The sequence below is a fragment of the Streptomyces capitiformicae genome, from assembly GCF_002214185.1.
GTDB lineage: Bacteria > Actinomycetota > Actinomycetes > Streptomycetales > Streptomycetaceae > Streptomyces > Streptomyces capitiformicae.
The window spans coordinates 10,560,814-10,584,670 of sequence record NZ_CP022161.1 but is presented as its reverse complement, the minus strand read 5'-3'; the positions used below and the strand labels follow the sequence as shown (position 1 = coordinate 10,584,670).

13 protein-coding genes and 4 pseudogenes are annotated in these 23,857 nt (G+C 71.1%); 9 read left to right on the top strand and 8 right to left on the bottom strand.

Annotated elements, in window-relative coordinates; all coding sequences use genetic code 11:
• Positions 1 to 37 precede the first annotated feature (37 nt).
• Entirely contained in the window at positions 38 to 1,873 is a 1,836-nt protein-coding gene (locus CES90_RS47380) for a phosphoenolpyruvate carboxykinase (GTP) (protein WP_189784763.1), read from the top strand.
• Between the two features lie 643 nt (positions 1,874 to 2,516).
• On the opposite strand, the pseudogene CES90_RS52325 reads toward CES90_RS47380, so the two are convergent.
• From CES90_RS52325 to ilvA, 4 genes and pseudogenes are all read right to left on the bottom strand, one after another.
• A pseudogene (locus CES90_RS52325) lies at positions 2,517 to 2,627 on the bottom strand (AbfB domain-containing protein); the annotation flags it as partial.
• A 76-nt stretch (positions 2,628 to 2,703) separates the two neighbouring features.
• Positions 2,704 to 3,549, bottom strand: coding sequence for an ABC transporter permease (locus tag CES90_RS47370; RefSeq protein WP_189788042.1), 846 nt, complete (start codon positions 3,547 to 3,549; stop codon positions 2,704 to 2,706).
• Complete coding sequence (locus CES90_RS47365) at positions 3,546 to 4,526, bottom strand: ATP-binding cassette domain-containing protein (RefSeq protein ID WP_189788043.1); 981 nt, start codon at positions 4,524 to 4,526, stop codon at positions 3,546 to 3,548. The genes CES90_RS47370 and CES90_RS47365 overlap by 4 nt, the downstream gene beginning before the upstream one ends.
• 207 nt (positions 4,527 to 4,733) lie before the next feature.
• Positions 4,734 to 5,963: a threonine ammonia-lyase gene (ilvA, locus tag CES90_RS47360; RefSeq protein ID WP_189788044.1), complete on the bottom strand. Its 1,230-nt coding sequence runs from the start codon at positions 5,961 to 5,963 to the stop codon at positions 4,734 to 4,736.
• 163 nt (positions 5,964 to 6,126) lie between these two features.
• Here ilvA and CES90_RS47355 point away from each other — a divergent pair, with 163 nt between their 5' ends.
• The 3 genes from CES90_RS47355 (at position 6,127) to CES90_RS47345 (ending at position 7,524) form a co-directional block, all read left to right on the top strand.
• Positions 6,127 to 6,621 carry a MarR family winged helix-turn-helix transcriptional regulator gene (locus CES90_RS47355; protein ID WP_189788059.1) on the top strand — a complete coding sequence of 165 codons (495 nt, stop codon included), beginning with the start codon at positions 6,127 to 6,129 and terminating at the stop codon, positions 6,619 to 6,621.
• Between the two features lie 184 nt (positions 6,622 to 6,805).
• Positions 6,806 to 7,279 carry a sigma factor-like helix-turn-helix DNA-binding protein gene (locus CES90_RS47350; protein WP_373313611.1) on the top strand — a complete coding sequence of 158 codons (474 nt, stop codon included), beginning with the start codon at positions 6,806 to 6,808 and terminating at the stop codon, positions 7,277 to 7,279.
• Positions 7,276 to 7,524: a hypothetical protein gene (locus tag CES90_RS47345; protein WP_189788046.1), complete on the top strand. Its 249-nt coding sequence runs from the start codon at positions 7,276 to 7,278 to the stop codon at positions 7,522 to 7,524. The genes CES90_RS47350 and CES90_RS47345 overlap by 4 nt, the downstream gene beginning before the upstream one ends.
• 118 nt (positions 7,525 to 7,642) lie before the next feature.
• Here the strand turns inward: CES90_RS47345 and CES90_RS47340 are convergent, their stop codons facing one another.
• Positions 7,643 to 8,797: a cystathionine gamma-synthase gene (locus tag CES90_RS47340; RefSeq protein ID WP_189788047.1), complete on the bottom strand. Its 1,155-nt coding sequence runs from the start codon at positions 8,795 to 8,797 to the stop codon at positions 7,643 to 7,645.
• Between the two features lie 199 nt (positions 8,798 to 8,996).
• Positions 8,997 to 10,281, bottom strand: a pseudogene (locus CES90_RS47335) (IS701 family transposase).
• Positions 10,282 to 10,438: 157 nt separating this feature from the next.
• On the opposite strand from CES90_RS47335, the gene CES90_RS47330 reads away from it, so the two are divergent.
• The 5 genes from CES90_RS47330 to CES90_RS47310 all read left to right on the top strand — a co-directional run bounded on the left by CES90_RS47330 (position 10,439) and on the right by CES90_RS47310 (position 12,450).
• On the top strand, positions 10,439 to 10,609 hold the full coding sequence (locus CES90_RS47330; RefSeq protein WP_189788048.1) for a hypothetical protein: 171 nt from the start codon (positions 10,439 to 10,441) through the stop codon (positions 10,607 to 10,609).
• A 150-nt stretch (positions 10,610 to 10,759) separates the two neighbouring features.
• Positions 10,760 to 11,278 carry a recombinase family protein gene (locus CES90_RS52320; RefSeq protein WP_408646649.1) on the top strand — a complete coding sequence of 173 codons (519 nt, stop codon included), beginning with the start codon at positions 10,760 to 10,762 and terminating at the stop codon, positions 11,276 to 11,278.
• Positions 11,272 to 11,433 (top strand): helix-turn-helix domain-containing protein, encoded by a 162-nt coding sequence (locus CES90_RS47320; protein WP_208921727.1) that lies wholly within the window; start codon positions 11,272 to 11,274, stop codon positions 11,431 to 11,433. Before CES90_RS52320 ends, CES90_RS47320 begins: the two co-directional genes overlap by 7 nt.
• 187 nt (positions 11,434 to 11,620) lie before the next feature.
• The gene (locus tag CES90_RS47315; protein WP_189788049.1) at positions 11,621 to 12,040 is read left to right on the top strand and encodes a hypothetical protein; all 420 of its coding nucleotides are present in this window, start codon (positions 11,621 to 11,623) and stop codon (positions 12,038 to 12,040) included.
• Between the two features lie 122 nt (positions 12,041 to 12,162).
• The gene (locus CES90_RS47310) at positions 12,163 to 12,450 is read left to right on the top strand and encodes a hypothetical protein (RefSeq protein WP_229914447.1); all 288 of its coding nucleotides are present in this window, start codon (positions 12,163 to 12,165) and stop codon (positions 12,448 to 12,450) included.
• Positions 12,451 to 12,471: 21 nt separating this feature from the next.
• Here CES90_RS47310 and CES90_RS47305 read toward each other — a convergent pair.
• Positions 12,472 to 12,939 (bottom strand): annotated as a pseudogene (locus tag CES90_RS47305) (transposase); the annotation flags it as partial.
• 17 nt (positions 12,940 to 12,956) lie between these two features.
• A pseudogene (locus CES90_RS47300) lies at positions 12,957 to 23,855 on the bottom strand (type I polyketide synthase); the annotation flags it as partial.
• Positions 23,856 to 23,857 lie beyond the last annotated feature (2 nt).

Sequence of the window (23,857 nt, the reverse complement as noted above, 5' to 3'; positions counted from 1 at the left end):
GGGCCTCCAACAAAAAATCCCTCATTTAGGAGCAATCGTGGCGCGCGACATCGCGGCTCCCCCGTCAACCGTCCCCACCACCCACCGAGAACTCGTCGCATGGGTGAACGAGATCGCCGAACTGACGCAGCCGGACAACGTGGTCTGGTGTGACGGATCCGAGGCCGAGTACGAGCGCCTGTGCGAGGAGCTCGTCGAGAAGGGCACCTTCCGGAAGCTCGACCCCATCAAACGCCCGAACTCCTACTACGCGGCCTCCGACCCGACCGATGTCGCCCGGGTCGAGGACCGTACGTTCATCTGTTCGGAGAAGGAGGAGGACGCCGGCCCGACCAACCACTGGAAGGCCCCCGCCGAGATGCGGGAAGTCTTCCAGGGCTCCGGAGGGGAAGGGGGCCTGTTCCGCGGCGCGATGCGCGGCCGCACGATGTACGTCGTCCCCTTCTGCATGGGCCCTCTCGGCTCTCCCCTCTCCGCGATCGGCGTAGAGATCACGGACTCCGCGTACGTAGCCGTGTCGATGCGCACGATGACCCGCATGGGCCAGCCGGTCCTCGACGAGCTCGGCTCCGAGGGCTTCTTCGTCAAGGCCGTCCACTCCCTGGGCGCCCCGCTGTCGGAAGGGGAGGCGGACGTCCCCTGGCCCTGCAACAGCACCAAGTACATCTCCCACTTCCCCGAGAGCCGCGAGATCTGGTCGTACGGCTCCGGATACGGCGGCAACGCACTCCTCGGCAAGAAGTGCTACGCCCTGCGCATCGCGTCCGTGATGGCGCGCGACGAGGGCTGGCTGGCCGAGCACATGCTGATCCTCAAGCTGACGCCCCCGCAGGGCGAGTCGAAGTACGTGGCGGCGGCCTTCCCCTCCGCCTGCGGCAAGACAAACCTGGCGATGCTGGAGCCGACCGTCCGGGGCTGGACGGTCGAGACGATCGGCGACGACATCGCGTGGATGCGCTTCGGCGAGGACGGCCGCCTCTACGCCATCAACCCCGAGGCCGGCTTCTTCGGCGTCGCCCCCGGCACCGGCGAGCACACCAACGCCAACGCGATGAAGACGCTGTGGGGCAACTCGGTCTTCACAAACGTGGCGCTGACGGACGACGGTGACATCTGGTGGGAGGGGATGACGCAGGAAACCCCGTCACACCTGACCGACTGGAAGGGCAACGACTGGACCCCGTCCTCCGAGACCCCGGCCGCCCACCCGAACGCCCGCTTCACGGTGCCGGCTTCCCAGTGCCCGATCATCGCCCCCGAATGGGAGGACCCGAAGGGCGTCCCGATCTCGGCGATCCTCTTCGGCGGTCGCCGCGCGACCGCGGTCCCGCTGGTGACGGAGTCCTTCGACTGGAACCACGGCGTGTTCCTGGGCGCGAACGTGGCGAGCGAGAAGACAGCGGCGGCCGAAGGCAAGGTAGGCGAGTTGCGCCGCGACCCCTTCGCCATGCTCCCCTTCTGCGGCTACAACATGGGCGACTACATGGGCCACTGGGTCGACGTAGCCAAGGGCAAGGACCAGTCCAAACTCCCCAAGATCTACTACGTCAACTGGTTCCGCAAGAACGACGAGGGCAAGTTCGTCTGGCCGGGCTTCGGCGAGAACAGCCGCGTCCTGAAGTGGATCGTGGACCGCCTGGACGGCAAGGCGGAGGGGGTCGAAACCCCGATCGGCATCCTGCCGACGGCCGAGGCCCTGGACACGGAGGGGTTGGAACTATCCGCGTCCGACCTCGACTTCCTCCTGACGGTCGACAAGGAGGTCTGGCGCGAGGAGGCCTCCCTCGTCCCGGACCACCTCAACACCTTCGGCGACCACACGCCGAAGGAGCTGTGGGACGAGTACCGGGCGCTGGTGGAACGCCTGGGCTGATGCCCTCCGAGGGTGTCCCCCGCTGGGGGACACCCGCTCGGGCTGACGCCCTCCGAGCCGATGCCCTCTTGGGCTGACGCTCCCGCTACTCCGCGGCCGGTCGTGTATATGGGTTGCCCTGACCAGCGACGTCTCCTCGACCGGCCGCGGATTCTTCTGCCTTCAGACGCTGAAGCCACCCTCGACTGCCTGCGAGCCACCCTGTTCGGCCATACACCGCTGCCTGCTCCACCGGGAGATCTAGGCTGCGCGCTGCCCGCTCGGCGCCGTGGTTCCCCGTGGTTTCCGGCTGGATCGGACACGGATGGGGCACGGATGCCTTCTTGTCCGTAGCTCTACAGAGATCGGTCATTGAAGGTGATGCAGGCTGCCGGGAAAGCCCTAAGGGCCGGTGTCGGTCGCTGCGGTTGCTGTACTTCGCTGCTGTACCGCATCACAGATCCACACGGGACTCCGTCTCACGGCTCCCCTGCCGCAACACGACGTACGCCGGCCTGAACGGCAGGCATGACAGTGAGCCACCCGCGCGCCGCCCTGAGGTGACGCGCCGATGGCTCACTGATCACATAGCTCTTCGCTCAACCCGGTCGCCCGGCCCGGTTCCGGTCCCTCGCGGAAACCCGATCGGTGCGTCCGGCCGGTCCTACTCCTTGTAGAAGGTGGCGTCCTGCTGGCCGACGGTGGTGGTCACCGGCTGGGTGTAGAGCAGGTGGTTGTAGTGCCGGATGTACCGGCCGGGGAAGTTGTACGACTCGGCGGCTCATACCGGCCGCCAGTCACCGCTCACCCCGTCCGCCGGATCGCGGCTCATACCGGCCGCCAGTCACCGCTCACCCCGCCGCCGAGCGGTACTTCCGTACCGCCAGGGTCCGGAATATGACGATGATGAGAATCGAGTAGATCAGGGAAGCCCATACCGGATGCTGCATGGGCCAGGCGTCTGACGGTGACACTCCCGGGTTGCCGAACAGCTCGCGGCAGGCCTGGACTGTGGCGCTGAACGGGTTCCAGTCGGCGACGTGCTGCAGCCAGGGCGTCATCCTGCTGGAGTCCACGAACGCGTTCGAGATGAAGGTGACGGGGAAGAGCCAGATCAGTCCACCGGAGGTGGCCGCCTCGGGGGTGCGCACGGAGAGGCCGATGAGTGCGCCGACCCAGGTGAACGCGTATCCGAGCAGGAGCAGCAGCCCGAAGGCGCCGAGCACCTCGCCGATGCCGGTGTGGGTGCGCCAGCCGACGAGTAGGGCGACCAAGGCCAGGACGGCGAGGGTGAGCGCCGTCTGGACCAGGTCCGCGAGCGTCCGTCCGGTCAGGACGGCCCCGCGCGCCATGGGCAGCGACCGGAAGCGGTCTATCAGCCCCTTGTGCATGTCGTCGGCGATACCGGCGCCCGCTCCGGCGGTGGCGAAGGTGACGGTCTGCGCGAAGATGCCGGCCATCAGGAACTCGGTGTAGACATCCGGGTCGGTGGTGCCGCCGATGTTCATGGAGCCGCCGAACACATAGGTGAACAGCACCACGAACATGATGGGTTGAATAAGCCCGAAGATGACCATTTCTGGAATTCGAGACATACGGATCAAGTTCCGTTTTGCGACGACCAGTGAGTCCCGGATGGACTGAGTGATCGGATTGCCGGGCGGCGCGACCCGCACGGCGTCGGTGACAGCGCTCATTTGACAACCTCGCCGTTCTCCTCGGCTTCGTCCTTGACCTCGGCGATGTGTCCCGTGAGGGAGAGGAACACGTCGTCCAGGGTGGGGCGGCGCAGGCCGATGTCGTCGATCTCGATGCCGCGGAGGTCCAGCTCTCGGATGACTTCGGCGAGGAGCTTGGCGCCGCCGGTCACGGGCACGGTGAGCTTGCGTGTGTGCTCCTCGACGGTGGTCTCGCCCTTGCCGAAGCCCGCCAGCACCTCTCTCGCGGGCGCTATCTGCTCGCGCTCATGCACGACGACCTCGACGCGCTCGCCGCCGGTGCGGGCCTTGAGTTGGTCGGAGGTGCCGCGGGCGATGACACGGCCGTGGTCGACCACGGCGATGTCGTGCGCCAGGTTGTCGGCCTCTTCGAGGTACTGGGTGGTGAGCAGCAGGGTCGTACCGCCGGAGACGAGTCGCTTGATGACGTCCCACAGCATCTGGCGGTTGCGCGGGTCGAGTCCGGTGGTCGGCTCGTCCATGAACATCACCGGCGGTGAGACCACCAGCGCGGCAGCCAGGTCGAGTCGGCGGCGCATACCGCCGGAGTAGGTCTTGGCGGTGCGGTCGGCGGCGTCGGTGAGGTTGAACTGCTCCAGCAGTTCACCCGCGCGCACCTTCGCGTCCTTGGCCCGCATCTGGTAGAGCTGGCCGACCATCTGCAGGTTCTCACGGCCCGTCAGATACTCGTCCACCGCGGCGAACTGGCCGGAGAGGCCCACGGAGCGGCGTACGGCGTCGGGATGCTTGAGTACGTCGATGCCCGCGACGACGGCTTTGCCGCGGTCGGGCCGCAGGAGGGTCGTGAGGCATCGGACGGCGGTCGTCTTGCCCGCGCCGTTCGGCCCGAGCAGCCCCAGGACGGTGCCCTCGGGTACATCGAGGTCGACACCGTCCAGAGCCCTTACGTCACCGAAGGTCTTCACCAGGCCTTCGGCATAAATAGCGCCTGGCATGTGATTTCTCCACGTCGTCGGGGTTCCTTCGCAAAGCCTGTGTTTGTACTTTTTGCTCCACCTGACGGGCGGCGCGAGCCACACCGTCGAGCAGCCACACGACACACCATAACGCGATGTATCGCGTCTCTCAATGGAATTGGCCGAGTACCCCCCGATCGAGTGAGAACGGGGCTCTGACCTGGTTCGATGGGCTCCTGGCGCGGTTCAGTCGATGACCGTGTAACCCGCCTCGCGGAGTGCGAGACCGACCTCGGCGCAGTGCTCCGGACCCCTCGTCTCCAGGTGCAGCTCGACCTCCACCTCCGTGAGCCCGAGCCGGGGATCGGTCCGGACATGGCTCACGTCGAGGACATTAGCGTCGACCACTGACAACACCCCCAGCAGCGTCGCGAGGGCGCCGGGGCGGTCGGTGAGGCGGAGGCGAACCTGCAGGTAGCGGCCACCGGCGGCCATGCCGTGGCGCAGGACGCGCTGCATCAGCAGCGGGTCGACATTGCCGCCGGAGAGCACCGCGACGACCGGGCCCTCGAAGGAGCGCGGCTCGCGCAGCAGGGCCGCGACGGGGCTGGCGCCGGCCGGCTCCACGACCAGCTTGGCCCGCTCCAGGCAGAGCAGCAGGGCGCTGGAGAGGTTGTACTCCGAGACCGTGCGGACCTCGTCGACCAGTTCGGCGATGATCTCGAACGGCACGTCACCGGGACGGCCGACCTTGATGCCGTCGGCCATCGTGGCCGGGTTCGCGACGGCCACGGGCGTCCCGGCCGCGAGCGAGGGCGGGTAGGCTGCCGCGCCCTCCGCCTGGACGCCGATGATCCGGACGTCCGGGCGGAGCGACTTCACCGCGACCGCGATACCCGCGGCGAGTCCGCCGCCGCCGATGCCGACGACGATCGTGCGCACCTCGGGGCACTGCTCCAGGATCTCCAGGCCCACCGTGCCCTGGCCCGCGATGATGTCGTGGTGGTCGAAGGGGTGGATGAACACCGCGCCCGTCTCGGCCGCGTACTCCTGGGCGGCGGCCAGCGTCTCGTCGACCACCGTGCCGTGCAGGCGCACTTCGGCGCCGTACTCGTCGGTGGCGCTGATCTTCGGCAGAGGGGCGCCCTTCGGCATGAAGACCGTGGAGCGCACGCCGAGCAGCGAGGAGGCGAGGGCGACGCCCTGGGCGTGGTTGCCGGCGCTCGCGGCGACGACCCCGGCGGCACGCTGCTCGGGCAGCAGGCCCGCGATGCGCACGTATGCGCCGCGCAGCTTGAAGGAGCCCGTCCGCTGGAGGTTCTCGCACTTGAAGTGCACCGGCGCGCCGACGAGCTGCGACAGGTGCCTGCTGCCCTCCATCGCGGTGACACGTGAGATGCCCGTGAGCATCTTCTGGGCGCCTCGCACATCGTCGAGCGTCACCCGCGGCAAGGAGTCAGCCGTGCTGTAGCTCATGACACCAGTCTCGCAGTTCACAGCGGGGTGGCGCGGTTGTGACCAACCCCCGGGACGGGTTTCAGCGGCGCCGGTACAGCCTGCGGTCGGTCCGCGTACTCTGTCCCCCAACCCAGCGCCCCACGCATGAATTGAGCCTTTGGCCATGCCCACAACACCTGAAATGTCGATGGACATGACGACCGTCGGTGACACCGGTCTTCTCGACACGCTGCAGCACGAGGTCGCGGTGTTCGCGCGTCGTGCCGAACAGACCCGGCTCGGCGGCGTCGGGCAGGTGCGCAACTCCATGGACCGCGCCGCGTACCTGCTGCTCAACCGCCTCGACAAAGAAGGCCCGATGGGCGTCAAGGCGCTCGCGGCGAGCATGGGGATCGACTCGTCGACGGTCACCCGCCAGGTGGCGCCGCTCGTGGACACCGGTCTCGTCAAGCGCACCTCGCACCCGGAGGACGGCCGCGCTGTGGTGCTGCAGCTCTCCCCGCGCGGGCTCTCCCGCCTTGAGGAGGTACGTTCCTCCAGGCGCCAGTTGATGGCCGAGCTGACGCAGGACTGGGCCCCCGAGGAGCGCGAGGCGTTCTGCTCCCTCCTGACCCGCTTCAACACCGCGCTCTCGGCGCGCATGGCGGCTGCCCCGGAGGCGCCGACGCCGTCCTGAGCCGCGCGGTCGCACGGGTACGCGCGTGTACGCGCGCGCGTGCCGCCCCGTACGGGCACACGCGTATGCGCGTACGCGTGTGCTGCCCGGCTCTTGACCGCGCACCCGCTTCTGGCCTCATATGAGACTGGGTGTTTCCCTCAGGATTCCGTCTCGGGCGGGAGGCGCGGTGCGAGAACGACGCATGGCCCAAGGCGCCCGCAGGGCACGGGAGTTCGAGGCGTTCGTGGCGGGTGCGGCGGGGCGGCTGCTGCAGACCGCCACCCTGCTCACAGCGGAGCCGCCGAACGACAACCCGCACGCGCGGCGGCTGCTGACCCACGCCCTCGCCAACACCTACGCCACCTGGGACCGGTTGCGCGGCGAGGATCCGTACGACCGCACCCGGCGGCAACTGGCCGTCCGTTTCGCCCGCGGGGCGTGGCACCGGCACGGTCTGTTCCGCCCTCCCCCGGGCGGCGTCCTGGGCATGCTCAGCCCTCAGGAGCGACTGGTCCTCGTCCTCCAGCTGTACGAGGGGGTCGCCGAGGAGCAGACGGCGGCACTGCTCGGGCTGCCCGCCGAACGCGTACGGGCGATCTGTCTGCGGGCGATGGCGACGGTCCTGCATCCCCCGCGCAAGGCCGTCCCCAAGGTGGTGGAGGTGGCGCCGTCGTGAATCGGCGGGGGCGGGAGACGGCCGTACGGGAGATCCTGGAGCGCGGGTCGGTCCAGGTGCCGCCCGAGCTGTGCGCGGACGCGATGCGGCGCGGTGGCCGTATGCTGCGGCGCCGGACGGCGGCCAGGCAGCTGATGTGGCTGGTGCTGCTGGCCGCGGTGATCGCGTTCGTCGTGTGGGCCACGATGACCCGCCCCTGGGTGGAGCCGCCGTTGGAGACGACTCCACCGCTGACGGGCTGGTGAACGCCGGCCCCTTCGGGGAACGCTGTCCCCTTGAGGAAGCGCCATCCCCTTCGGGGAACGCTGTCCGCCTTGAGGAAGCGCCATCCCCTTCGGGAAGCGCCATCCCCTTCGGGGAGGCCTAGCCCAGGGCCTGCTGGAGGTCCTCCAGGAGGTCGTCCACGTTCTCGATGCCGACGGAGAGGCGTACGAGGTCGGCGGGGACCTCCAGGGCGGAGCCGGCCGCGGAGGCGTGGGTCATGCGGCCCGGGTGCTCGATCAGGGACTCGACGCCGCCCAGGGACTCACCGAGGGTGAACACCCTGGCCCGGTCGCAGACCGCGACGGCCGCCTCCTCGCCGCCGGTGACCTGGAACGACACCATGCCGCCGAACGCCTTCATCTGCTTGGCGGCGACCTCGTGGCCGGGGTGGTCGGGCAGGCCCGGGTACAGCACGCGGGACACGCGCGGGTGCCGGGAAAGCATGTCGGCGATCTTGGTGGCGTTCTCGCTGTGGCGGTCCATGCGGACGGCGAGCGTCTTCGTGCCGCGCAGCACGAGCCAGGAGTCGAAGGGGCCGGCGACGGCGCCCATCGCGTTCTGGTGGTACGCCAGCTCCTCACCGAGTTCCTGGTCGCCGACGATCAGGGCGCCGCCGACGACGTCGGAGTGGCCGCCCATGTACTTGGTGAGCGAGTGCACGACGGCGTCCGCGCCGAGCGCGAGCGGCTGCTGGAGGTAGGGCGTGGCGAAGGTGTTGTCGACGACCAGCTTCGCGCCGGCCTCGCGGGCGACCTGGGCGACGGCGGGGATGTCGGTGATGCCGAGCAGCGGGTTGGAGGGGGTCTCCACCCAGACGACCTTGGTCTTCGGGGTGAGGGCGGCCCGTACGGCGATGGGGTCGCTGGTGTCGGCCACCGACCAGTCCACGCCCCAGCGGGAGACGACCTTCGCGAAGAGGCGGAACGTGCCGCCGTACGCGTCGTTGGGGATGACCACGTGGTCGCCGGGGCTGAGGAGCGTACGCAACAGGCAGTCCTCGGCCGCCAGTCCGGACGCGAACGCGAGGCCGCGGCGGCCGCCCTCCAGGGCGGCGAGGTTCTCCTCCAGCGCGGTGCGCGTGGGGTTGGCGCTGCGGCTGTACTCGTAGCCGCCGCGCAGGCCTCCTACGCCGTCCTGCTTGTAGGTCGAGACCTGGTAGATCGGCGGGACGACCGCGCCGGTGAGGGGATCCGCGGTGTTGCCGGCGTGGATCGCGAGGGTCTCGAAGTGCTGGCTGATGTGGGTGTCGCTCATGGGTACCGAGCGTAAGCGCTCCGCTCGCCGCCGGGTGCCTTGGGACTCGGGGGTGGAGAGGGCCGGCGAGGGTGGGCGCGTGATAGCTCGGGGAGCACTGTGGTTCGGCGACTGCGGGTGGGGCGCCTTATGACTCGGGGGCGAGTGTTGTTTGGCGCGTGCGGCTGGGGTGCCTGATACTCCAATGCGGTTTCGTGATCTATCCAGTCGGTTCGTCGTTGGAGCGTCGTCGGTAGTGGCTGCGACGGGCCGTTTCCTGGTGTTGTCGCCGCCAGTTGGACCAGTGCAGCAGCTTCGCCGCTGACGCGGCTGGTGGGTTGAAGACGGTGGCGAGTAGGTGTCGGATCTCCGGCACGGTGAGCGTGATCAGGCCGTGGCTGCCGGTGGGGTGGGCCGGCTGGGCGGGTCGCTCGGGGGCTGAGCTGGCGGCGAGGGCGGTCAGGAAGGCCAGGGCGAGCATGGCGAGGGTGATGTGCCGGTGCCAGGAGGTCCAGTGCCTGGCCTGGTAGTGGTCGAGTCCGACCTGGCTCTTGGCGGCCTGGAAGGACTCCTCGACGCTCCAGCGGACACCGGCGACGCGGACCAGCTCCGCAAGAGTGACCGTGGCGGGTGACCAGCACAGGTAGAAGGCGACTTCGCCGGTCGTGCGGTTGCGGCGGATCAGCAGATGGCGGTGACTGTCGCTGCCGATGTGGACCCAGGCCCAGTCGTAGTAGCGCGGGCCCTTCGCACCGGCTCCGGCGCTGTGCCGCTGCCAGGCGGTGGCGGGCAGGCGCTCGGCGACGGTGTCCGCGCGGACGGGGGTGCGGCCGTGGTTGATCCGCACCCGCGTCGAGCACGCAACAGCCATCACATAGCCGGTGCCGCGGGCTTCCAGGGCGGCAAGGAGCTGCGGGTCCTGCCCGTAGACTTCGTCGCCGGTCACCCACCGTGCCTTCACCCCGGCATCCAGCGCGGCGGCGATCATCTCCCAGGCCAGGCGGGGCTTGGTCGCGAACTGGATCTTTTCAGGTATCCCGGCAGCGTGGCGGCGCTCGGCGTCAGCGCACCAGGAGTGCTCGGGCAGGCAGAGCCTGCGGTCGATCAGCGTCCGCCCCCCGGCGGGTGGCGCAGGCGAGGAAGACCCCGACCTGGGAGTTCTCGATGCGTCCCGCGGTGCCGGTGTACTGGCGCTGCACTCCCGCCGAGGCGTGGCCCTTCTTCACGAAACCGGTCTCGTCCACGATCAGGACACCACCGTCGGTGCCGAGGTGTTCGACGGCATAGGCGCGGATGTCGTCACGGACGGCATCGGCGTCCCAGCGGGCATAACGCAGCAGCCGCTGCATCGGCCCCGGCCGGGCCAGGCCGGCCTGTTCGGCCAGCTGCCAGCAGTTCTTCCGCTCCGCCTTCGACAGCAGCCCGAGCAGATAGGCGCGGGCACTCGCCCTCGGTTCAACTCGGCCGAACCGGCCCGCGATCCGGGCCATCACCTGGTCGAACATCGCCCGCCAGCGGGCAGGGTCTACGCTATGGCCCGCGGCCACCGCACGATCTTCGTTTGTCCACACACCAACCGATGATCACGCGGTGGCCGTACCCGTCCCCGGCCGGGTACGGCCGCAAGATCGCGAAACCAGACTGGAGTACTAGGAGGCGGCGGTGCAGCGCCTCATGCTGGGTGTCGCCGAGACCGAGGAGGCCTCCCTCCTTCGGGTCAGCGTCGACGAACTACACCCGCCGCTGACCTGGGTCGCCGAGCAGTTGGAGCGGGTCCTGGGGTACCCGGATAGTCGAACCCCCAGGTTCCGCGCCTGGGTGCGGCTTGCGTAGGTCCATCGGGCGGATGCGGCGGCCGGGCCGGCGGCGTCGGATCTGGGTCGAGTAGGACCGAGTGCAATTTGGTGTCATACGAGGCGATACCTATTCGGTCAAGATCAGGAATCGGGGCGGCAGCGCACTCCAATCGCGTGTCTCACAAGCATGGATCTGACACAGGACTTCGGTGATCGAACGGTGATCACGTTCCCGCAGGTCGGCCCGTGTCAAAACCTGGTGCCACAAGCATGTGTCAGAAGCCGCACCACGGCGTCAAGTTGTGGGACGGCGGCCCGTATGGATCTCGCGTATTGCAGAGTCAGCACCACCGCGCAGGACCTCGCCCGGCAGATCGACGCGATGCGCGCCGCCGGAATCGCCGAGGAGCGCATCTACGTCGACAAGCGCACCGGCGCGAACATGGACCGCGAGGGCCTGACCGTGCTGCTCGCCTTCGCCCGGCCCGGCGACCGGATCAACGTGCTCACCCTGGACCGGCGGCCGCAACATGCGCGAGACCCTCAACCTCGTGCACGACCTCACCCAGCGCGGCATCCACCTGCGTACCCTCGGCGACAAACTCGCCGTCGACACCAGCGAGCCCGGCCCCGGCACTCCGCGCCGCCGGCGCCCGCGCCGCCAAGCAGGCCCGCGGCCTGCCGACCGGGCGCCCGGCGATGCTGAACGCGACCACCCGCGCTGGAGCCGCTCAACGGATCAAGGACGGCGTGATCCCCGAGCAGGTCGCCGCCGAGCTCGGGGTGAGCCGCTCCACCCTGTACCGGGAACAACGCAAACACCGCGAGAGCGTCACCGCACAAGTCGGACAGGAAGACTGATCGCCACCCAGCCCCCATCCCCGCTGGCCAGCGATATCCGTTGTTTCCGCGGCCGTTACTACCGGGACCCCGGGACGGCATCCGGTTCAACCGGACCGAGCGGGGACTTCGGCGTAGGCATCGGCGGGGTGAGCTTGTCTTTTAACCGGCAGGGATCGAACGGAACGCGTACCTGTAGCGTCTGAGGATGAAGATATCGCGCCATATCGCCGTCCTGCTTCTGAGTGCCGGGGTGCTGCTCTCAGGGTGCTCGTCACCGTCCGACAACCGGGGTGACGACTCCGCCGGCCGAACCCTGCCCGCCCGTACTGTCGTCGAGGGCAAGTGGCAGGAAGGACCGGCAGATCCCAAGCAGCACAAGCCGTACCCGTACGATATCTATACGCACTGCGGGATCAAATGGGTGAAGTTCGACGGCCGCTGGTGGGTTTTGGACTCCGTGTTCCCCGGCGCTGAGCAGGTCAAGGGGGAGCCGCGCTCACAAGACAGCCAGAGGCTCGCCGGCTACATGACTCTGATCGGTCCGGATACTGCCAATTTCGATGCCGCCGGGATGCCCACGATGCAATTTGTACCGACCGAGGATGAACCGGCGGGCTGTGCCTAAGGCTTGCCCCGAAAGCCCCCGTGAGGCCTTCGACGGCTCCCAGGGGTGGTCAGGACGTCGCGGCTACTCTGTAGACCTTCGTGAGGATGGCGATCTTTGGGGGCCCGGTGGGACGCAGCAGGATGCCTGTGAAGAACTTGGGCGCCAGCGAGCTGTGTCTCTTCATCGAACCGTACGGCGAGGACTACTGGCTGAAGCCTGGAGAGGCCCTTACTGTCGGGCCGGAGGCCGAAGGGATCGACGTCTGGTTCGACACCTACGTCTCGACGGACTGCATCACCGTGTGGCTCTACGAGGGCGGTGACCCCACCAAGGTCGTTCTCGACTACGTAGTCGTTGACGCCGACGGCACCCGGCTGGATTGCGGACATCAGAGGCCTCCGCGGCTGGCTGACCCTGATCCGGTCTGACCTGGTCTGTCTCTGCTTTGATCACCCGGTCAGAGCGAGGTTGTGCAGACGGGCGACGCCGAGCATGGCGTGGTGGACGCCGTCGCCTTTGAGTCGGCAGTCCCGAAGGATCTTCCAGGTCTTCATGCGGGCGAAGACATGCTCGACGCGGGCACGCACCTGTTTGTGGGAACGGTTGTGTTCCTCCTTCCAGGCCGGGAGGTCGGTCTGCCCACGCTCCCGACGGTGCGGGATGACGAGCCCGGTGCCGGGATAGCCGCCGTCGGCGATTGTGATGGTCCGACCGACGGCGGCTTTGGCACCAGATTCCGCCCATGCCTTGCAGTCGTTGCGGTTGCCGGGCAATGGCCGGCCGACTACGACGACCAGTCGAGTGTCGGCGTCGATGACGACCTGATGGTTGGTGGAATACCGGTAGTTCTTAGTGGGCGGTTCGTGAGTCTTTGAGTGGTTCTGCTGTCGCCTGATGGTGTGGCGGCGGGGCGGAATCTGCCGGTCCGCGCCCCACCGAACACCACCTCCCGCAGCGGGCGCGGCAGTTCGGTGTCGAGATGGGCACAGGCCGCGTCGAAGGCATCCGCGAAGGCGGCGTAGGACTCATACAACTCCCAGCCCATACTCAGGCGTTGCGAGCCCTGGCCCGCGAACAGGAAGGCGGTGCGTACGTCGCGACGGGCGGTGCCGATGACGGCGTTGCCCGCTTCTTCGCCGGCAGCGACCGCCTCCAGGGCGCTCAGCAACTCCGTACGATCCGCGCCCCACACCACGGCCCGGTGATCGAACACCGACCGCGACCGGACCAGAGCCCCACCGACACCGGAGACGCTCAGTGTTTCGTCAGCGGACACGAACTCCACGAGTCGCCCGGCCTGGGCCCGCAGCGCGGCGGCCGTACGGCCCGAGACGATCCACGGCACCACAGTGTCGTCGGCGGGGGCGTCCGGCGTGATCGCCTGCTCCTCCAGGCCCGGCGGCTCCTCCAGCACCACATGCGCGTTGGTGCCGCTGAGGCCGAACGACGAGACACCGGCCCGTCGGGTCCTGCCCTCGACGCGCGGCCAGTCGGCGTTGTCCGTCAGCAGGTCGACCGCGCCGGCGGACCAGTCCACGTGGGTGGAGGGTTCGTCGGCGTGCAGGGTGCGCGGGAGCACGCCGTGCTGAAGGGCGAGGACCATCTTGATGACACCGGCGGCCCCGGCGGCGGCCTGGGTGTGGCCGATGTTGGACTTCACCGAGCCCAGCAGCAGGGGCTGTTCGCGGTCCTGGCCGTACGTGGCGAGCAGGGCCTGCGCCTCGATCGGGTCGCCCAGCGACGTGCCCGTGCCGTGCGCCTCGACCGCGTCGACGTCCGAGGGCTTGAGCCCCGCACCGGCCAACGCCGCGCGGATCACCCGCTGTTGGGAGGGACCGTTCGGTGCCGTGAGGCCGTTGCTCGCGCCGTCCTGGTTGACCGCGCTGCCGCGTACGACGGCCAGGACCGTACGTCCGGCCGCGCGGGCGTCGGAGAGGCGCTCGACCAGCACCAGGCCCGCGCCCTCGGAGAAGCCGGCGCCGTCCGCCGCGTCCGAGAACGCCTTGCAGCGGCCGTCGGCCGCGAGGCCGCGTTGCTTGCTGAAGTCGAGGAACAGGCCAGGCGTCGACATCACGGTCACACCGCCCGCCAGTGCCAGGTCGCACTCCCCCGCTCGCAGTGCCTGGGCCGCGAGGTGCAGTGCGACCAGGGCGGCAGAGCAGGCCGTGTCCACGGTGACCGCCGGGCCTTCCAGACCCAGGGTGTACGACACGCGGCCGGAAACGATGCTCGCCGCGTTGCCGGTGCCTAGGTGGCCGCCGACGTCCTCGCCGGAGGCGACGAGGAGCGGGGTGTAGTCGTTGCCGTTGGTGCCGGCGAAGACGCCGGTGCGGGAGCCGCGCAGCGAGAGCGGGTCGATGCCGGCGCGTTCGAACGTCTCCCAGGCCAGTTCCAGCAGCAGCCGCTGCTGCGGGTCCATGGCGAGGGCCTCACGCGGCGAGACGCCGAAGAAGGCGGGGTCGAAGTCGGCCATGTTCCGCAGGAATCCGCCTTCGCGGGCCGTGCAGGTGCCGGGGTTGTCGGGGTCGGGGTCGTAGAGGTTGTCGACGTCCCAGCCCCGGTCGGCCGGGAAGGGGGCGATGGCGTCGCCGCCCTCGGCCAGGAGGCGCCAGTAGGCCTCGGGGGTGTCGGCCCCGCCGGGGAAGCGGCAGCTCATCGCGGTGATGACGATCGGGTCGTCGGTCATCGAGGCGACTGTGGCGGCATGCGCGGAAGCCGTCCCGGTTGTCGCGCCTGCCTCACCCGCGACACCGGTCTCGCCCAGTTCGCCGAGCAGCATCCGTGCCAGGTCGGCGCAGTTGGGGTAGTCGAACACCAGCGTGGCGGGCAGGCGCAGGCCGGTGAGCTTGTTCATGCCGTTGCGGAGTTCGACGGCGCTGAGCGAGTCGAAGCCGAGGTCGCTGAAAGCGCGGGTGGGCTCGACGGCCTCCGGGCCGGGGTAGCCGAGGACGGTGGCGACGTAGGCGCGTACGACGTCGAGGACGGCGTCGGCGCGGTCGGTGCCGGTGCGGCCGGCCAGGTGGCGCAGGAGCGCGGGACGGTCGCCGTCGGCTGTGTCGCCGCCGAGGGTGTCGTCGGCGGTCCGGGCCGAGGACGTGCCGGGGGCCGGGTCGAGGACGCGGCGGGCGTCGGGGAGGTCGCGCAGCAGGGCGCTGGGGCGGGAGCCGGTGAAGGCGGGGGCGAAGCGTTCCCAGCCGATGTCGGTGACGGCGATGGTGGTCTCGCCGTGGTCGAGGGCCTGTTGGAGGGCCTGGCAGGCGAGTTCGGGCCGCATGTCGTAGACGCCGTAGCGGCGCAGACGTTCGCCGACCGCGCCGTCGCCCATGCCGCCGTCGGCCCAGTGGCCCCAGGCGACGGCGGTGGCGGGCAGGCCGAGGGCGTGGCGCTGCTGGGCGAGGGCGTCGAGGAAGGCGTTGCCGGGGGCGTAGTTGCCGAGGCCGGGGCCGCTGATGGTGCCGGAGGTGGAGGAGAAGAGGACGAACGCGGACAGGTCGAGGCCGGCGGTGAGTTCGTGCAGGTTCGTCGCGGCGGTGGCCTTGGTGCGCAGCACGGGGTGCATACGGCCGGGGTCGAGGGCGTCGATGACGCCGTCGTCGAGGGAGCCGGCGATGTGCAGGACGGCGTCCAGCGGGTGTGCGTCGGGGATCGAGTCGAGGAGGTCGCGCAGGGCGTCACGGTCGGCGACGTCGCAGGCGGCGAGGGTCACCTCGCCCGCGCCCAGCGCGGTGAGCTCCGCCTTGAGTTCGGCGGCGCCGGGCGCGTCGGCGCCCCGGCGGCTGGTGAGCAGCAGGTGGTCGGCGCCGAGGCCGGCGAGCCAGCGGGAGATGTGGCCGCCGACGGCGCCGGTGCCACCGGTGACGAGGACGGTGCCGCGCGGGCGCCAGCTCTCGGCGGGCGGGGTGGCACCGGCCAGGGGTGCGCGCAGGAGGCGGCGGCCGTAGGTGCCGGAGGCGCGCAGTGCGGTCTGGTCCTCTCCGTCGGGCCGGGCGAGCAGGGCGCACAGCCGGTCGGCGGCCCGGCGGTCGAGGGCGGCGGGCAGATCGATGAGGCCGCCCCAGCGGTCGGAGTGTTCCAGGGCGGCGACCCGGCCGAGGCCCCAGACGAGGGCCTGCGGGGCGCTGAGTACGGTCTCCGAGCCGGTGACGGCGACGGCACCGTGGGTGGCGCACCACAGGGGGGCGCCGACGCCGAGGTCTCCGAGGGCCTGGACGAGGGCGAGCGTGCCGGCGAGTCCGGTCGGTACGGCGGGGTGGTCGGGGTGCGGTTGCTCGTCGAGGGCGAGGAGGGACAGGACGCCGCCGAGGTCGGCCGGTTCGAGGGCGGGTTCGTCGGCGGTGCCGACCAGGGCGCCGGTGAGGAGGGTGGCGAGGTGCTCGCGGTCGGTGCCGTCGACCAGGACTTCCCGGAGGGGGATGCCGTGGCCGGTGAGCGCGTTCCGGGTGGCGTCGATCAGCGGGTGGCCGGCGGCGGGGACGACGAGGAGCCAGGTGTCGGCCGGGGGTGCGCCGGTGGTGTCCTGGGTGAGCGGGGTCCAGCCGACGGTGTAGCGCCAGCCGTCGACGGTGGACTGCTCCTTGCTGGTGCGGCGCCAGGCGGACAGCGCGGGCAGCACCTCGCGCAGCGGGGTGTCGCCGCCGAGGTCGAGGGAGGCGGCGAGGGATTCCAGGTCCTCTTCCTCCACGGTCTGCCAGAAGCGGCTCTCCACCTCGTCGACGACGACCGTGCCGTCCTCGGCGGCGGGCTCGGCTTCCCGCAACTCGGGCCAGAACCGCAGCCGTTGGAAGGCGTAGGTGGGCAGGTCGACGTGGCGGGCGCCGGTTTCGGCGAAGACGGCTCGCCAGTCGACGGTCACGCCCTGGGCGTGGGCCTCGGCGAGGGAGGTCAGGAAGCGGTCGAGGCCGCCCTGGTCGCGGCGCAGGGTGCCGAGCACGGCCGCGTCGGCGGCGGCGTCCTCGATGGTCTCGCGCAGGCCGAACGCGACGACGGGGTGCGGTCCGACCTCGATGAAGGCGCGGTGGCCCGCCGTGAGCAGGCCGCGTATCGCGTCCTCGAAGCGGACGGTCTCCCGCAGGTTGGTGTACCAGTAGGTGCCGTCGAGGACGGTGTCGTCGTCGAGCCAGTCACCGGTCACCGAGGAGCGGAACGGTATCTCGGCGGGCCGGGGCCGCAGTTCGGCGAGCGAGTCGAGGATCCGCTCGCGGAGGGGTTCGACCTGGGGGGAGTGGCTGCCGTAGTCGACGGCGACCTTGCGGGCCTGGACGCCGTCGCCGGTCAGTTCGGTGAACAGCCGGTCCAGGGCGTCCCGGGCACCGGAGACGACGACCGATCCGGGGCCGTTGACTGCGGCGACGGCCAACTGGTCGCCGTACGGCTCCAGTCGGGGCCGTACCTGGTCGGCGGGGAGCGGGACGGACATCATGCCGCCGTCGCCCGCGATGGCGGTGATGGCCTTGCTGCGCAGGGCGGCGACGCGGGCCCCGTCCTCCAGGGTGAGGGCGCCGGCGACGACGGCCGCGGCGATCTCGCCCTGGCTGTGGCCGACCACGGCGGCGGGTTCGACGCCGTACGCACGCCACAGGTGGGCGAGGGAGACCATGACGGCCCACAGGACGGGCTGGACGACGTCCACCCGGTCGAGGTCGGGCGCGTCCGGGCCACCGCGCAGGGCGGCGGTCAGCGACCAGTCGACGTGCGGGGCGAGGGCCTGCTCGCACTCGGCGATACGGCGGGCGAACTCGGGTGCGGTGTCGAGGAGTTCGCGGCCCATGCCGACCCACTGGGCGCCCTGGCCGGGGAAGACCAGCACGGGTCCCGTGCCGCGCCGGTCGACGCCTCGGACCACGTCGCTGACCATGCGGTCGTCGGCGAGGTCGCGCAGCCCGCGCTCCAGGGCGTCCCGGTCGGCGGCGAGCACGACCGCCCGCTGCTCGAACGCGGTCCGGGTGGCGGCGAGGGACAGGCCGAGGTCGGGCAGGCCGATGGCCGGGTGGGCGCGCAGGTGGGCGAGGAGCCGGTCGGCCTGGGCGCGCAGGCCGTCGGAGGTGCGGGCGGACAGGACGGCCGGTACGAGCGGGAGGGTGGGGCAGGCGTCGGCGGTGTCGCTCGGGGTTACGTCCCGGTGCTCCCGGGATGTGGTCTCCTCCGGCGCCTGTTCGATGATGACGTGCGCGTTGGTGCCGCTCATGCCGAACGAGGAGACGCCGGCCCGGCGCGGACGGCCGGTCTCGGGCCAGGGCACGGCCTCGTCGAGGAGCCGTACGGTGCCCGCGGACCAGTCGACCTCGGGGGTCGGGTTCTCGGCGTACAGGGTGGCCGGGAGGATCCCGTGGCGCAGGGCCATGACCATCTTGATGATGCCGCCGACACCGGCCGCCGCCTGGGAGTGGCCGATGTTGGACTTCAGCGAGCCCAGCCACAGCGGGCGGTCCTCGGGGCGCTCCTGGCCGTAGACGGCGATGAGGGCCTGGGCCTCGATGGGGTCGCCGAGGGTCGTGCCGGTGCCGTGTGCCTCGACGACGTCGACGTCGGCCGGAGTGAGTCCGCCGCCGGCCAGCGCGGCGCGGATGACGCGCTGCTGCGAGGGGCCGTTGGGGGCCGTGAGGCCGTTGGAGGCGCCGTCCTGGTTGAGGGCGCTGCCCTGGACGACGGCGAGGACGGGGTGGCCGTGGCGCCGGGCGTCGGACAGTCGTTCGAGGACGACCATGCCGACCCCTTCGGCCCAGCTCGCCCCGTCTGCGTCGGCGGAGAACGGCTTGCAGCGGCCGTCCTCGGCGAGCGCCCGCTGGCGGCTGAACTCGATGAGGGAGCCCGGCGTCGACATCACGGTGACACCGCCCGCCAGCGCCAGGTCGCACTCGCCCTGCCGCAGCGCCTGCACGGCGAGGTGCAGTGCCACCAGGGACGACGAGCAGGCGGTGTCGACGGACAGCGCCGGCCCTTCCAGGCCGAGGGCGTAGGCGATGCGGCCGGACAGGACGCTCGGCGAGTTGCCGGTGCCGACATACCCTTCGAAGCTGTCCTTCGCGGCGCCCAGGATGCTGATGTAGTCCTGGTAGGTGACGCCGGCGAAGACGCCGGTGAGGCTGCCACGCTGGGACGCCGGGTCGATGCCGGCCCGCTCCAGCGCCTCCCACGAGGTCTCCAGGAGCAGCCGCTGCTGCGGGTCCATGGACAGCGCCTCGCGCGGGGAGATCCCGAAGAAGCCGGGGTCGAAGTGGCTGGCGTTGTGCAGGAATCCGCCTTCGCGGGCGTAGCAGGTGCCGGGGTGGTCGGGGTCCGGGTGGTAGAGCGCCGCGAGGTCCCAGCCGCGGTCGGCCGGGAGCGGGGAGATGCCGTCGCCCCGGTTCGCGACCAGGTCCCAGAGTTCTTCGGGGCTGCTGATGCCGCCCGGGTAGCGGCAGGCCATGCCGACGAGCACGATCGGGTCGTCGTCGAGCCGGGCCCGGGACGCGGTGGGCGCCGTGGAGTCGGGTCCGGTGCCGAAGAGTTCCTGGTCGAGGTGGGCGGCGAGGGCGAGCGGCGTGGGGTGGTCGAAGACCAGGGTGGCGGGGAGTTGGACGCCGATGTCGGCGCTGAGCCGGTTGCGCAGCTCCACCGCCGTGATGGAGGCGAAGCCGAGGTCCTTGAAGACCCGTGAGGGCTCCACCTCGTCGACGTCGACGTAGTCCAGTACGGCGGCCACCGTGCGGCGCACCATGTCGAGCAGCACGCGCTGCCGCTCGGCCGGGGAGCGCCCGGCGAGCCGGTCGAGCGGGCCCGACTCCGGGCCCGCGCCGGCGGAGTCGGCGGCTCGGCGGCGGACGGGGCGTGGCGGGGCGGCCACCGCGGCTTCCGTCGGGGCCACTGCGGCTTCCGTCGGGGCCACCGCCGCTTCCGTCGGGGAGTGCTCGCCCGTGGCGGTGGGCTGCCGGTCGGCGGTGGGGCGCAGCCGCAGCGAGTCGACGACGAGGACGGGCTGCCCGGTGGTGTCGGCGGCGTGGAGCGTCACCGCGTTCTCGGCGCACCGGGTGAGCTTGACGCGTAGCGCGCCGGCGCCGTCGGCGAGGAGGGTGGCGCGCTGCCATGCGAACAGCAGCAGTCCGTCGCCCAGGCCTTCCGGCAGGCCCAGCCCGAGCGGGTGCAGCGCCGCGTCCAGGAGTGCCGGGTGCAGACCGAACCGCCGGGCCTGCTCACGGGTCTCCTCGCCGAGGGCGACCTCGGCGTACACGTCGTCGCCGTGCCGCCATACGCCGGTCAGGGCGCGGAAGGCGGGGCCGTACTCCAGGCCGGAGTCGGCCGCGAGCCGTTCGTACAGGTCGCCGATCTCGACCGGTTCGGCGCCGGTCGGTGGCCAGACGGCGAACTCGGTGCTCCGCGCTTCGACTGCCGCGGTGTCGCCGGGGGTGTCGCCGGGTGTGAGGAGACCGCTCGCGTGGCGCGTCCAGGCGGTCTCGTCGTCCAGCGGTGCGCCGTCTGGGCTCGAATACACGGTCAGGGCGCGGGTCCCCCGGCTGTCAGGCTCCTCGATCCGCACCTGGAGCCGGATCGCGCCCTGCTCGGGCACCGTCAGCGGTGCCTCCAGGGTGAGTTCGCGTACCTCGGCGCAGCCGACCCGGTCGCCCGCGTGGACGGCGAGTTCCAGGAAGGCGGTGCTGGGCACGACGGCGACTCCGCCGAGCCGGTGGTCCGCCAGCCAGGCGTGCGAGCGCAGGGACAGCCGTCCGGTGAGTACGACCGTGCCGTCCCCGGCGACGGGCAGCGCGGCGGCGAGCAGCGGGTGGCCGACGGCGGCGAGCCCGAGCGCGGAGGCGTCGCCGGACCCTGCCGGTACCTCCAGCCAGTAGCGCCGGCGCTGGAAGGCGTATGTGGGCAGGGCGATGTACGGTTCGCGGGCCGGCGACGGCAGCGGCGCCGTCCAGTCCACGTCGGCGCCCCACGTGAACAGGGCGGAGACGGCGGAGAGCAGGGCCCGGGGCTCGGGGTGGTCCTTGCGCAGGGCGGGGACCTGTACGCCGTCCGTCGTGGGCAGGCACGACTGGGCCAGGGTGGTCAGGGTGCTGTCGGGGCCGAGTTCGAGGAAGCGGGTCACGTTCGCGGCGGTGAGGGCGCGTACTCCGTCCGCGAAGCGGACCGTGTCCCGGACGTGCCTCACCCAGTACTCGGGGGAGGTCAGTTCCTCGGCCGTGGCCGGGGCGCCGGTGACGTCGGAGACGACGGGGATGGTCGGCTCCGCGTAGGCGACCCTCTCGGCGACGGCCCGGAAGTCGGCGAGCATCGGCTCCATCAGCGGCGAGTGGAAGGCGTGGCTGACCCGCAGTCTCCGGGTCCGCCGGCCCAGCGCCTCGATGGCCGCGGCGACTGCGGTCACGGCCTCCTCGGTGCCGGACACCACCACGGACAGCGGGCCGTTGACGGCGGCGATGCCGACACGGTCGTGGCCGTGGGCGTTCAGCAGGGGCAGTACCTCGTCCTCCGAGGCCTGTACCGACACCATGGCCCCGCCCTCGGGCAGCGCCTGCATCAGCCGGCCACGGGCGGCGACCAGACGGCAGGCGTCCTGAAGCGTCCAGACACCGGCGACATGCGCGGCGGCCAGTTCGCCGATCGAGTGACCGAGCAGCACGTCGGGGCGTACGCCCCACGACTCCAGCAGCCGGAACAGGGCCACCTCGAAGGCGAAGAGTGCGGGCTGGGTGAACTCGGTCCGGTTCAGGGCGGTTTCATCGTCACCGAAGACGATGTCCCGCAGCGGCCGGGGCAGTTCGGCGTCCAGGTGCGCGCACACCGCGTCGAAGGCATCCGCGAAGACGGGACAGGTGTCGTACAACTCCCGTCCCATGCGGAGTCGTTGTGCGCCCTGGCCCGCGAAGAGGAAGGCGGTACGACCGTCCGGGCGCGCGGCGCCGACCACGGCGACGGCATCGTCGGTTCGCTCGCCGTCCGCGACCGCCCTCAGCGCACGCAGCGCCTCGTCGCGGTCGGCGCCCCACACCACGGCGCGGTGCTCGAACATCGACCGCGAGCCCAGCAGGGACGCGGCGATCCGGGCCTGTGTGGCCTCGGGCCGCTCCTCGGCGAACCGCACCAGGCGTTCGGCCTGGGCGCGCAGCGCGGCGGCGGTGCGGCCGGAGACGATCCATGGCAGGGGGGTGGCGTGGCCCGTCGGGGCGGCGTTCTCCGCGGTGGCACCCTCGGCAGTGGCGCCCTCGTCCGCCGGTTGTTCCAGGATGACGTGGGCGTTCGTGCCGGAGACGCCGAACGCGGACACACCGGCCCGGCGCGGGCGGCCCTCGGCCGGGGACCACTCCACGTTCTCGGTCAGCAGTCTGACGTCACCGGACGACCAGTCCACGTGGGTCGACGGCCGCTGTGTGTGCAGGGTGCGCGGCAGCAGGCCGTGGTTCATGGCCAGCACCATCTTGATGACGCCGGCGACTCCGGCGGCGGCCTGCGTGTGCCCGATGTTGGACTTCAACGAGCCGAGCCACAGGGGCTGTTCGTCCAGCCGGTCCTGCCCGTACGTGGCGAGGAGGGCCTGCGCCTCGATCGGATCGCCCAGCGTCGTCCCCGTACCGTGTGCCTCGACCGCGTCCACGTCGGCCGGTGAGAGCCCGGCACCGGCGAGGGCCTGGCGGATGACGCGCTGCTGGGAGGGGCCGTTGGGTGCGGTGAGGCCGTTGGAGGCGCCGTCCTGGTTGACGGCGGAACCTGCGACCACGGCCAGCACCCGGTGGCCGTGGCGACGGGCGTCCGAGAGCCTCTCGACGACCAGGACGCCCACGCCCTCGGCCCAGCCGGTGCCGTCGGCGTCGTCGGAGAACGCCTTGCAGCGGCCGTCGGCCGCCAGTCCGCCCTGCGCGCTGAACTCGACGAACGCTCCCGGGTCGGCCAGTACCGTCACCCCGCCGACCAGCGCCAGGTCGCACTCGGCGGACCGCAGTGACTGCGCCGCCAGGTGCAGCGCCACGAGCGAGGACGAGCACGCGGTGTCGACGGTCACCGCCGGTCCCTCGAACCCGAAGGTGTAGGCGACCCGACCGGACACCACACTGCCGGCGACACCCGTCAGCAGCTGGCCGCCCAGCCCCTCGGGCACTTCGCGCAGCCCGGCGCCGTAACCGGAACCACCGGCGCCGACGAACACGCCCGTACTGCTCCCGTGCAACGACTCCGGCCTGATCGTCGCGTGTTCCAGAGCCTCCCAGGACGTCTCCAGCAGCAACCGCTGCTGCGGGTCCACGGCGACTGCCTCGCGCGGCGAGATCCCGAAGAACCCGGCGTCGAACTGCCCCGCGTCGTAGAGGAATCCCCCGGTGCGGGTGTGGCTGCGGCCCTGGCCCTGCCCGTCGCCGGTCGTGGAGCCGTACAGGGCGTCGAGGTCCCAGCCCCGGTCGGTGGGGAACTCGGAGATCGCGTCGCCGCCCGCTGTGACCAGCCGCCACAGATCGTCCGGGCCCTCGACCCGGCCCGGCAGCCGACAGGCCATGCCGACGATGACGATCGGGTCGTCCGTGGTGGACGTCAGGGCCGGGACGGGCAGTGACGCGTCCGCCGCGGCCTCGTCGACGGTCCCGGCCGTGCCCTCGGCGTCCGCGAACAGTTCCTGTCGCAGCAGCCGTACGAGGGCCGCCGGCGTCGGATGGTCGAAGACCAGGGTGCTGGGCAGCTTGAGGCCGGTCTCGGCGGCGAGCCGGTTGCGCAGCTCGACCGCCGTGAGCGAGTCGAATCCCAGGTCCCGGAAGGACCGCGTCGCCTCCACTCCCCCGGCATCGGCGTGGCCGAGCACCTCGGCGGCACGACCCCGCACCAACTCCAGCAGCGCCCGGTCGCGTTCGGCGGCAGTCAGTCCGCCGAGCC